The sequence below is a fragment of the Streptomyces sp. 6N223 genome, from assembly GCF_052246635.1.
GTDB lineage: Bacteria > Actinomycetota > Actinomycetes > Streptomycetales > Streptomycetaceae > Streptomyces.
Genome location: NZ_JBQQCA010000095.1, coordinates 1 through 10,984 on the forward strand (window position 1 = coordinate 1; position 10,984 = coordinate 10,984).

The 10,984-nt window shown below is 70.5% G+C and carries 7 protein-coding genes and 2 pseudogenes; 4 read left to right on the forward strand and 5 right to left on the reverse strand.

The genetic code is table 11. From position 1 onward, the window contains the following. The first annotated feature begins 396 nt into the window (after positions 1–396). Both ACTWQH_RS31915 and ACTWQH_RS31920 read left to right on the forward strand, forming a co-directional pair. Positions 397–3,117 carry a Helicase associated domain protein gene (locus tag ACTWQH_RS31915; protein WP_443290306.1) on the forward strand — a complete coding sequence of 907 codons (2,721 nt, stop codon included), beginning with the start codon at positions 397–399 and terminating at the stop codon, positions 3,115–3,117. Between the two features lie 133 nt (positions 3,118–3,250). Next, positions 3,251–3,652 carry a hypothetical protein gene (locus ACTWQH_RS31920; RefSeq protein WP_443290307.1) on the forward strand — a complete coding sequence of 134 codons (402 nt, stop codon included), beginning with the start codon at positions 3,251–3,253 and terminating at the stop codon, positions 3,650–3,652. 1,193 nt (positions 3,653–4,845) lie between these two features. Here the strand turns inward: ACTWQH_RS31920 and ACTWQH_RS31925 are convergent. Beyond that, the gene (locus tag ACTWQH_RS31925) at positions 4,846–6,033 is read right to left on the reverse strand and encodes a replication-relaxation family protein (protein ID WP_443290308.1); all 1,188 of its coding nucleotides are present in this window, start codon (positions 6,031–6,033) and stop codon (positions 4,846–4,848) included. After that, entirely contained in the window at positions 6,030–7,013 is a 984-nt protein-coding gene (locus ACTWQH_RS31930; protein ID WP_443290309.1) for an NAD(P)/FAD-dependent oxidoreductase, read from the reverse strand. The genes ACTWQH_RS31925 and ACTWQH_RS31930 overlap by 4 nt, the downstream gene beginning before the upstream one ends. 66 nt (positions 7,014–7,079) lie before the next feature. Here ACTWQH_RS31930 and ACTWQH_RS31935 point away from each other — a divergent pair, with 66 nt between their 5' ends. Further along, complete coding sequence (locus ACTWQH_RS31935) at positions 7,080–7,661, forward strand: helix-turn-helix domain-containing protein (RefSeq protein WP_443290310.1); 582 nt, start codon at positions 7,080–7,082, stop codon at positions 7,659–7,661. Between the two features lie 152 nt (positions 7,662–7,813). Continuing rightward, the gene (locus tag ACTWQH_RS31940) at positions 7,814–8,626 is read left to right on the forward strand and encodes a DUF1684 domain-containing protein (protein WP_443290311.1); all 813 of its coding nucleotides are present in this window, start codon (positions 7,814–7,816) and stop codon (positions 8,624–8,626) included. A gap of 126 nt (positions 8,627–8,752) precedes the next feature. Here ACTWQH_RS31940 and tpg read toward each other — a convergent pair whose 3' ends face one another. The 3 genes and pseudogenes from tpg to ACTWQH_RS31955 form a co-directional block, all read right to left on the reverse strand. Then, the gene (gene tpg / locus ACTWQH_RS31945) at positions 8,753–9,061 is read right to left on the reverse strand and encodes a telomere-protecting terminal protein Tpg (protein WP_443290312.1); all 309 of its coding nucleotides are present in this window, start codon (positions 9,059–9,061) and stop codon (positions 8,753–8,755) included. A gap of 483 nt (positions 9,062–9,544) precedes the next feature. Further along, positions 9,545–10,394: pseudogene (locus ACTWQH_RS31950) on the reverse strand (telomere-associated protein Tap); the annotation flags it as partial. A 388-nt stretch (positions 10,395–10,782) separates the two neighbouring features. Beyond that, positions 10,783–10,984, reverse strand: a pseudogene (locus ACTWQH_RS31955) (hypothetical protein); the annotation flags it as partial.

The following is a 10,984-nucleotide window of genomic DNA, read 5'->3' on the forward strand; positions in this document are numbered from 1 at the left end:
CTTCGCGGCCGGTATCCGGCGTTTCACGCCGGATCAGAAACCGCGCTGCGCGCGGTTTCTGACAAGCGATGGAATACCCGCTTCGCGGGAATTCCCCGCCTCCGCTTCGCTCCGGCGGGAGAAGCAGGCAGCTACGGGAGCGGGGCTGCAAGGGCGGTGGTGCATCGCTTCGCGGGCTATGTGAAGTTCCGGAAACTGGGGACTTTCGGCCAGAACTCCGGGCCCCACACCGCCGACACCCACTGCCTGCCAGGCAACCCGTCCCGGCGCTCCCCAGGTCCAGGCCCACCCACGCCAACCAGCGGGCGGGCGGACACCCCTAACCGGGGCGGAGTGGCGGGACATGGCGGACACCTTACCCTCCATCACCCGCACGAAGGAAGTTCACCGAACTGCGTGCATCACATCAGTGAGCCATGTAGAGTTGCAGGCTATCAGGCCACCCCCGGAACCCACGATCGGATGACGGGGCGTCACCACCGCTGGGAAGCGATGGATGAGAACGGCGCCACCGCTGGAATCGTAGCGGCATTGCGAAATGCGGCGGTGAAAATCGCAGGAAGTACACCGAATTCATGGCTGGGGGTTACTGAGATGCGAGACGCGAGGATGGTTCAGACGGGCCCGAGCACGCTTCGGGAGCACCAGATCGAGGCCATCGACGCGGCGGTTCGGGCGCTGGAGCCGGCACCGGGAAACCCCATCCCTGCGAACGGGCTGCGGGCGACGATCGTGTCGGCCTGCGGGACGGGGAAGACCATCACGGCCGCGCACGCGGCGCAGCGGATCGCGCCCTTCGGCAGGGTGCTGGTGCTGGTGCCGACGCTGGAGCTGCTGACGCAGACGGCGCTGGCCTGGCGGCGGGAGGGACGTACTGGTGAGGCGTTCGCGGTGTGCTCGCTGGAAGGTGACGGGGCGCTGTGGCGGGCGAAGGTCAAGCCGACGACGTCCGCGCCGCAGCTGGCGTTGTGGGCGGCCGGGAAGCGGCAGCTGACCGTCTTCGCCACCTACTCGTCTCTGGACGTGCTGGCGAAGGCTCACGGGGGCATGGGCGGTGAGCTGTACGGCCTGGAGCCGCTGGCCCCGTGGGACCTGGTGGTGGTCGACGAGGCGCACCGCACCAGCGGGAGCCTGGGGAAGGCATGGGCGCGGATCCACGACCAGGAGGTCATCCCCGCGCACCGCCGGCTGTACATGACTGCCACGCCGAGGATCTGGGAGGTCCGCCCGCCGCGCGGGGTCCGCGAGGGAATGCGGGAGGCGCTGCCGGAGGAGATGGCCGCCAGCATGGATGACGAGACGCTGTTCGGGCCGACCGTCTTTTTCCTCCCTCTGGGTGAGGCAGTCCGCCGCGAACTTTTGGCACAGTTTCAGGTCGTGGTCCTGGAATTGCGGGACGAGGAGCTGAAAGCAGCCGAACTCCGAGGGGAAGACAAGAACTCGGAGAAGGTGCGTGGCCAGCGGATGGCGGCGCTGCAGACGGCCGTGCTGGAGGCGATGGCCGAGCACGACCTGAAGACCCTCATTAGCTTCCACCACAAGACGATGGAGGCGCAGGCCTGGGCGGCCGGGGTACACGGGGTGGCGGAGAAGCTCTACGCGGACGACCCAGGCCGACACGTGGACCCGAGGCGGCTGTGGGCGAACTGGCTGTGCGGCGAGCACGAGCCGGAATACCGCCGCGCGGTGCTGCGGGAATTCGGCGAGGGCATCGACAGCCGAAATCTGCCCGTGCACCGCGCGATTCTCAGTAATTGCAAGGTCTTGGGCGAAGGTGTCGACGTGCCAAGCGTGGACAGTATCGCGATTATCGATCCGAAGGGGTCGGTGGTGGATATCGTCCAGGCGATCGGCCGTGCTTTGCGTCAGAAGCCGAAGGAGGGCAAGTTGGCGACTATCGTGGTGCCTGTCTTCCTGGACAAGAACGAGAAGCCGGAAGACATGTGCGCCTCGGGCGATTGGCGGCCTCTGGTATCGGTGATGGCTGCTCTGCGGGCGCACGACGCGAAGATGGTGGAAATGCTTGCTATTCCGCAAGAACTCTCCCACTCGGTGGAGCCGTCCGAGTGGATCGGTGATGAGCCCGAGGACGGTGAGGAAGAGGGTCGGCTGTTGCTCCGGTTCGCGGTGAAGCGGGACCCGGCCACGATCCGCAGGTTCGTGAACATGCAGGTCCTCAACCCGCTCAAGGAGTCCTGGGCACGCGGCTACGCCGCCGCCGTCCGCTACCACCAGCAGCACGGGAACCTCCGCGTTCCGCTGAACTACCGGGACCCGGACACGAACGCGCCGCTGGGGCGGTGGATCAGCGAGCAGCGCACCGAGTACGCCGCCGGCCGCCTCCAGGACGACGACATGGGCCGCAAGCGCGTGACGTGGCTGGAGGAGCTCGGCATGGTGTGGTCGGCGCCCGGCTTGGCGTGGGAGGAGAACCTCGCGGCGGCGCGGGCGTACTTCGCCGAGCACGGCACGCTGTGCGCCCCGCAGACGGCCGCGATCGAGGGCAAGGCGGTCGGGCAGTGGCTGACCAACCTCCGCCGCCCTGGCGGGCTGGGGAAGGACCCGCAGCGCGCGGCGCGGCGCGCGCAGCAGCTGGCGGCCATCGACCCGGACTGGAACCCCCGGACACGCGGCTGGAGCGTTGACTGGCAGCGCATGTTCACCAAGCTCCACACCATCGTCGATGACGGTGGCGACGTCCAACACATCGTCCCTGGCGTCACTCTCGGGGGAGAGGACGTGGGCCGGTGGCTGGAGCGCCAGCGCCAGGCCTGGGGGGAGCTGAACGACGAACAGTGCCGGCGCCTAGAAGCGCTCGGCGTCACCCCCGCCGAGCCGAACCCCGCCGCCACGGCGCCGGCGGGCGGGGCCCGGGCCGCGGCGTTCGAGCGCGGTCTGGCCGCCGCGAAGCAGTACCTCCAGCGGGAGGGCCACCTGACCGTCCCGCGTTCCCACATCGAGCACGTCGTTCTCGGCGGCGAGACCAGCGGCGAGCACGAGGAGCAGGAGCAGGAAGCGGTGGTCGTGCGGCTAGGGGTATGGCGATCCAACATGCGCAGCCGACGCGACAAGCTTTCCGCCGCGCAGCAGGCCGCCCTGGACGAGATCGGGCTGTAGGAGGGCCTCGGACCTGGTGTTGAGGCGGGCTTGGACCACATTGGTGAGTACTGTGGTGGGGCGGCTACGGTGGGGAGGTGGTGTCGCCTTCCTCGACCTCGCCTCCGCCTCCGTCGGGGGTGCTGGGGCGCTTATGGCTGTGGTGGACCGCCCGGCAGGCCCTGCCGCGGCTCCCGCGCTGGCTCCTCGAGTCTGGGTCGACTCCGCATACGCCGGCCAGCTGACCACCTGGGCCGGCGAACGCCTCTGGCTCTCCCTGCAGACCGTCTCCCGCCTCCGCGGCTCCAAGGGCTTCGTCGTCCTGCCCCGCCGCTGGTGCGTCGAGCGCACCATCGGATGGCTCATGAACGCCCGCCGCAACGTCCGCGACTACGAACGCCTCCCCCAGCACGCCGAAGCACACCTGGCCTGGGCCCTCATCACGGTGATGGCCAAGCGCCTGGCCTGCAAGGGCCCGGCCGCCTCCTGGACGAAGAAGACGTCGCAATCCAGCCCCGGCCCAACTGGTCAGCCGCTGTCACAGCACCGCGCCTGACCAGACACCTCACCAGTCCTCGTCATCGGCGATGCCAACTCATGGCAGCGTCAGGCCGGTCCTTTGTTGCGGTTCCCGTGGGCTGCCCCTGGAGTTCACTCGCTGGCCCTAAGTCCGGCATGTCCAGACACGGAAGTTCCACGCAACGGTGGGGCTTCCGTATGCGTGGCAGTCTTCGGCCCAGGGCGTCAGCGCGCTGCTTCTCGGCAGGCTGGCCCGGTGTGGTCAGCTTTCACGCCACTTGCGCCGAGCCGGATCATGCATGCCTCGGTCGCCCAGTCCCCACCGCTACTCCCAGTTTCACAAGCCTCGACCCTCTCTTGCGTGAGCTTGTAACCCAATTCCTTGAGGAGTCCAGTGCAGTCGGACGTATCTGCCTGTGCCGGAGCAGCCATGACCACCGACCCGCCCACAAGTGCTCCGGCGAGAGCCACGGGCGCGGCGAACCTGAACAGTCGCTTCTTCAACGGAATCCCCTCCCTGGTCTGCGCCGCCTCCACGGCGACGCCTCGGCCCCATCGTTGAGGAGCAGCAGGCCGCCGGGTACCTCAGACATCCCAGCGTGCGCGGCTGTCTTGGCCACTCCCCACCTCTTTGGGCGCCAGCCTGGCATCACCGGATAAACACCCAATAAACCACCAGGTAGTCCCGTCTCGGGCATCCCTGCGCACGCCGGGCAGATCGAATGGCTGGCCTTCCGCTATGGCCGCCGAAGCCGGCTCCAGCAGACGATGCTGGCAGCGATCGGCCGCATTCTCGCTGGCCGGGCGGGTGCCCGACTGGCGGGCATGCTCCACTGCACGGTCAGCCCGAACCGTTACGGAAGCGCTCGGCGAAACGGCTGCTCGTCCCCACGCGCATCGCGTTGGCCCTGACCTGCCATCCCGGGGTTCCCAAACACCTACTGAGAGGACTGTGCAGAGGCATGGCCGGCGGGCAGACCACGGCCGCACCATTCGCACCGGCGGCCGGTTGACCATGTCCGGCGAGGCTGTCCAGGCTTGACCATTCTGGTCAACCCCTGCTGTGACCTGTGGTTGACCACCTGGCGGCGGTGTTGTCAGGAGCCGCGCAGGAAGCGGGCCAGGCGGCCGCGGTCGGGCTGGGGGTTGAGCTCCTGGCGGCAGTCGGGGCAGTGGAGGCCGTCCGGCGGCGGGGCGTGGCGAAGGGCGGGATCGGTGACCGGCTGGTCGTCATGGCGGGGGCGGCGGCAGCGTCGGCACGCCTGGCGTTCGGCGGCTTGTCGTTCGGCCCGGGCGCGGGCTGTGGCGGCCGCCGCGCAGGCCTCGCACAGGTGCCGGTGCGTGTCGTAGGCGCTGTCCCGGCTCTGGGTGTACTTCCAGCGGGTGTCGGTGACCTTCCGCCCGCACTCGGTGCAGGCGGGGCGCCGGGCTTCGCGGGCGGCTGTCTGTTCGGCCTGGTACTGCCGGGCCCGTTCCTCGTGGAGCGCGACGCTGGCGGGCCAGAGCGGCCTCGCGGCGGGGGTTGCCGATGGCGTCGTGGAGCGTCTGGGCGCGGTCGCGGCCGGCGCGGTGGAAGACGGGGCCGGTCGGGCCGTGTTCGCGCAGGGCGTCGATGGTGGTGAACAGCAGGGGGATCTTGTCGTCGTAGCCGTGGTAGCCGCCCTCCCGGTCCCAGCGGCCCTGCCAGTGCGCGCGCGTGCGGTCGGCCACCAGTTCCCAGGACGACTGGGGAGAGCGGGAGCCGAGGCGGTGGAAGACCAGCAGCAGCGGCGGAAGCAGCGCCTGGTCGTAGGTGTCGTCGGGGTAGTCCCAGCGGCTGCGCCACATCGGCAGCGTCGCCCGCTTGTGGCCTTCGGCGTCCTTGACGCGGCGGCGCAGGAATCGCATGTACTTGCCGAGTTTGGTGGCGACGCGCTGGGCGTCCATGTGGCAGGTGTCGACCTCCACGAACAGCAGCGGCACACCGCGCTCGGGCGCGACCAGGACGGCGTCGGCCTGCGCGCCGCCGCGGCCGGCGGTGGCCCAGGTGCCGGTCGCCGGCAGCGGCACCTCCGTGGCCCACGATTCCAGGGATCCGAACCCGGGCGGCTCCGCCCGAGCGGCCTCCACAGCGCCCTGGGGCGCATCCTGGAGCCGTGCCAGGTCCGGGGCGGGCCTGGACAGTGCCCAGACCGTCTCGCCCACGCACAGGGCGTGCGGAGCGCCCGTGCGGCCCGCCCCGCGGGCCAGCCCGCCCATCTCCTGTATCGGGCGCCCGAGTTCGATCGCGGCGGCCTCCAGCCCGGCCGGGGTGAGCGACCACAGCTTCTCCCCGGCGCGGGAATGGCCGGCTGGATCGCCACCAGGCCGACGCCGCGTTCGTATGTGTGGGTCGCGGGCGACGATTCCGCCAGGCGGGGGCTGCGTCACGGCGCTCACCGGGCCAGGAGGGCGCGCTCGGTGTCATCCGCGGTCAGGTCGGCGTTGAGCGCGGCGGCCGCGGTGACACCGGACGCCGCGGACTGCATGACGCCGGCGGTCACGTCGAACACGTTGCCGGCGACCCACACGCCGGGCACACCGGTGAAGCCGTTGGGGTCGGCCTCGATCTGGCGGCCGATGCCGAGCGGGTGCTCGACGACCTTCACGCCGAGGGGGTCGAGCAGCTCGTGCCGGGAGGTAAACCGCGGGCCGATGACGATGGCCTCGCGCGGGTGGACCTCGCCGGAGGCGAGCCGGACGCCGGCGACGCGGTCGTCGCTGACCTCGATCGCCGCCACCTCGCCAGGCACGACCGTGACGCCGCGGGCCGCGAGCCGGGCCAGTTCCTCTTCGGTGGGCTCGGGCGCGGTGTGCCGGAACAGCACCACGTCCTGGCTCCACTGGCGCCACATCAGTGCCTGCGTCGCCGCGCCGGGTCCGGTGCCGAGGACGGCGAGGGCGCGGTCGCGGTGCTCCCAGCCGAAGCAGTAGGGGCAGTGGACGACGTCACGCCCCCATCGTTCGTGCAGGCCGGGGATGTGCGGGTACTGGTCCACCAGTCCGGTGGTCACGAGTACCCGCCGCGCCTCGTGGCTGGTGCCCTCCCGGGTGGTGATGCGGAAGCGGCCGTCGTCGAGCCGCTCGATGGTCTCGACGGTGCCTTCGACGATCCGTCCGCCGTAGCCGCGTATCTCCTGCCGCCCCAGCCGGAGCAGTTCCAGGGGAGGCGTGCCGTCGCGGGTCAGGTAGCCGTGGGAGTGGGCGGCGGGCGCGTTGCGCGGGTGGCCCGCGTCGATGACGAGGACCGAGCGACGCGCGCGGCCAAGGGTCAGGGCGGCGCCGAGGCCGGCCAGGCCGCCGCCCACCACGACGACATCGACACGATCTGCGACGTTGCCCGTTTCGGGTGCGGGTTCAGCTTCTGCTGGGGTAGTCATGCGCCCACTGTGCGGTGGCTCGGGCCGAGGGTGGAGAGAACTTTGCGGAAAGCGCAAAATCGTTCCATGGCCGACAACCTCAATGCCATCCTCGACGCGGTCGGGCCACGGCTGCGCGCCATCCGCAAGCAGCGCGGATCCACGCTGGAGCAGCTCGCGGTGCTGACGGGCATGTCCGTCAGCACGCTGTCCCGGATCGAATCGGGCCAGCGGCGCCCGACGCTGGAGGTCCTGCTCCCCCTCGCGCAGGCGTACCGCATGCCGCTCGACGAACTGGTCGGTGCGCCGGCAACGGGCGATCCGCGCATTCACCCGCAGCCGGTGAACCGTGACGGCGTGGTGTGGGTGCCTCTCTCCCGTGCCCCGGGCGGTCTTCACGCGTTCAAGCAGGTTCTGCCGGTGTCCGCGCAGGTCCCCGAGCGGCTCGACCAGCAGGTGCACGAGGGCTACGAGTGGCTCTACGTCCTCACCGGCACGCTGCGGCTCGCTCTCGGCGAGAAGGATTTCCTCCTGAGGGCGGGTGAGGCCGCCGAGTTCGACACCCGGGTGCCGCACGCCATGGCGAACGCCGGCCGCCAGCCCCTTGAGCTGCTCGTCATCTTCGGGCAGCAAGGCGAGCGGATGCATCTGCGCGCTCGCACGAAGTGACCCGGCCCCGGGCCCGCCGACGGCCGCCGCGCATGCCCGCGCGCCGGGATGCGGCGCTTTTGCGGTTCTCGCACGTTCCTTTGCCCTCTGGCCCGGCTCCGAGCACGGTGGGGCCACCGGAACCGGATCAACGAGAAAGCGGGTGCCGCACGATGGCATACGGCCCAGACATCACTGGTGGGCAGTTCACGCAGGACTGGAAGGCGTGGCGGGCTGGATGGGAACGGTGGCTCGTCGCACCGCACGGCTGGCTGTCGGCGCGATCGCTGTACTGGCTGGATGACGTCCCCCGCCGCTACCCGGGGCTGCCGGGCCTGTGGTCCCAGGACCACGACGAGGTCGTCATCGACCCGGCAGGGGCGACGATGTCGTTCGGCGGCCAGAGCTTCGACACCGTGAAGCGGCTTTCGTTGGTCGACGCTCCCGACGACCAACGGGTGGCGACAGGTGAGCTGGAGATCGGCATCACCTACCGGGAGACCTACATGATCGTGGTCTACGACCCGGACGCGCCGACGCGGCGGAACTTCCGCGGCGTCCCCGTCTTCGAGCCGAACCCCACGTGGGTGCTCACCGGCCACTACGAACCGTACGAGTCCTCGGGCCTGATCACACTCGGCTCCGTCGATCCGGGGCTGAGCGAGCACACCTACGACTCCCCCGGGCTCGTGCACGTCCAGCATGACCACCACACGTACACCCTGCAGGTGCTGCGCTCCGGCGGAACGCTGAACACCGTGTTCGCCGACGGCACGAGTGGCGTCACCACCTACGGCGCCGGCCGCTCGTTGGTGATCTCCGATGTGGGCGAGGACGGGCAGGTGCGCCTGGACTTCAATCGGGCGGTGAACCTGCCGTGCGCGTTCAGCGACAACTTCCCCATCTGCCCCGTCCCACCGCCGGGCAACCGGCTGCCCTTCGCCATCGAGGCGGGAGAGCAGACGCCACGAGAGAAGACCGGCTGACCACCGTAACCGCCTGCCGAACACGGCACCCGCCACCCCAGACGCTCAGCTCCGCCACCTCAAGCGCTCACCCGCCAACTGAAGCGCTCAGTCTCACCAGGCCACCCCCGGGGCAGGGCCGGGCCGCTAGGTCAGGTCGAGGTCGATGTAGTCGATGGCGTTGATGGCGACGTCCAAGCCCTGGGCGCGGTGGCCGTGGTCGCGGAAGTAGGCCTGCCCGAGCCCGGCGGCGAGGATGGCGCGCAGCTGCTGTTCGTCTGCGCCGGCCTGGTAGGCGGCGAGCAGCGCGGTGGTGGTGGCCGGGTCGACGGCCTCGGTGATGCGCCGCATCCGCGGGTCGTCCGTGGACTCCGGCGCCGCGGTGAACCCGAACCGCGCCCGGGTCTCGACGGTGATCCCGGCCTGTGCGGCGCGGCGGATCGTGCGCTGCCGCACCCTGGGGTTGCCATGCCTTGCGGGCCTCGCGCTCGAGCGCGGCCGCCAGCCGCGGGGTCGGCTGGCGCACCTGTCGGGCGAGGTAGCGCTCGCCCTGGCGCTGGGAGCAGCCCAGCCGGGCCGCGGCCGCCTTCGTGGAGCCGCCCTCCGCCCGGACGATGATCTCCATCCGCTTGGTCGGGGACACCGGCAGCGGCCGGGTCTGCGCGCCCTGCAGCGCGGCCTCGATGCTGCCCTGGAGCTCTCCCACGCCTCATTCACCTCCGTTGGTGGTTCGGGGTCGGCCGGGGAAGGGCAGCACCGCCGCGCCCGGCCGGTCGGCCGAGTCGTGGAGCGGGCGGCCGTGCCGCTGGTGCGCGGCGTGCCACTGGCCGGCCTCGTCACGGGTGAGGATGTCCTGCTCGGTGACGTGGCACCGGCGGCAGAAATGCCGTGCCCGTCTCGAAGTCGAACGTGAACAGGGCGGTGTGCTCCGTCATCGTCTGCCTCCCCGTCTTTGATGTGGCGGGCGGGGTTGGCGCCGGCGTCGGCCAAGCCGACCATGTCGACGAACGGCCGGGCGCCTTCCAGCTCGACCATCCCCGGGCCCGGGCTCACGCCGAGCCGGAACGTGCCCGGCGCCGGCTTGCCCTCCGCAGAACGCGGCAGGAGATCGAGCGGGGAAGGGCCGGGGCTGGGGTGGACGACGCAGTCGGACAGCACCGCCAGCGGGAAGCGGCCGTGCTCGGCCATGCGCATCATCTTGCGGTGCATGTTGACCCGGGCGGTGGCGATGACCGCGGCCCGGATGTCCGGCCGCCAGGTGGGGCGTTCCGAAGCGGGCCGCCGCTCGCCGGGCCGGTAGCGGGTGCCCTGCGGCCGCTCACGGAGCTTGCCCACGCCGCCTTTGACCGTCGCCTTGACCGCGGAGAGCACGGCGGCCAGGCCCGGGTCAGCGGCCTTGTGGTCGGCCATCGCGTCCAGGTACTCGCGCTCGCCGAGTTCCTTGGTGACGCCTAGGTCGGCCATCGCCTACGAGGTAGGCGTCGCGCAGCCGCTCGTACCACGGGTCCAGGTACGGCCCGGCCTCCGGGCGGATCCACGCCTGAAGCGGATGGACCTCGTAGCCGAGCTCATGGGCGTAAGCCACCGTGGGGGTGGCGTACCAGGCCGGGCCCGTCGGCCGCTCGCCGGTCGGCGTGAACGGCGACGGCAGCCGCGGGTCGATCTCGATGTGCGACAGGTCCACGTACCAGCAGCCGGGCAGCTTCTTATCGAACCGAGGGCCGTCGGTGTGCAGCGGCTCGGACAGCCCGACCGTCAAGCGGTTGGCCGCGGCGGCGAGCGCCATGTTGCATCGATAGGAGTTCGTGGTTACTCAAGTCCAGACTCACCGCGTCATCATCACCCACCAGCGCGATCGGGAGTGCGCGCACCCATCGGACGAGAGGCCGGTCAACCGGCCTAGCCTGCGGCCGGTTGTGTGAGGTGCGGGATGGCTGACACCGGGGCGGGCGATCCGGGCTCATGTCACCAGGGAACCCGGACGCTGTCACCAAGATCCCCCGACCGAAGTATTCCTGATCAGCACAGACCGCCTGCCCGTCGGTGACATAGCCATCCGGACATCACGGTGACCCACTCCTCGAACCTCACACGTGCTCTGAGAGGGCGGTTCGTGAGGTGATGTCCGTTCCTGGCTGAGGCTGGGGACGGGGCTGCTGGTCAGGCAGTTCGGGCGGCTACTGGTTCCTGGTGAAGCTGCCGGCCTTGGGCTCGGTGAGGATGTTGAGCTTGACCAGGCGTTTCAGCTTGGCGCGGGTGCGCTCGATGTTCTTCGGCAGCAGTTCTTGGTCGAGGGCTTCGCAGACGTCGCGGGCGCGCAGGGGGGGCGGTTGTCTGGTTGAAGACGGCGAGGATGCGGGGGTAGTCCGGGTGCTCGGG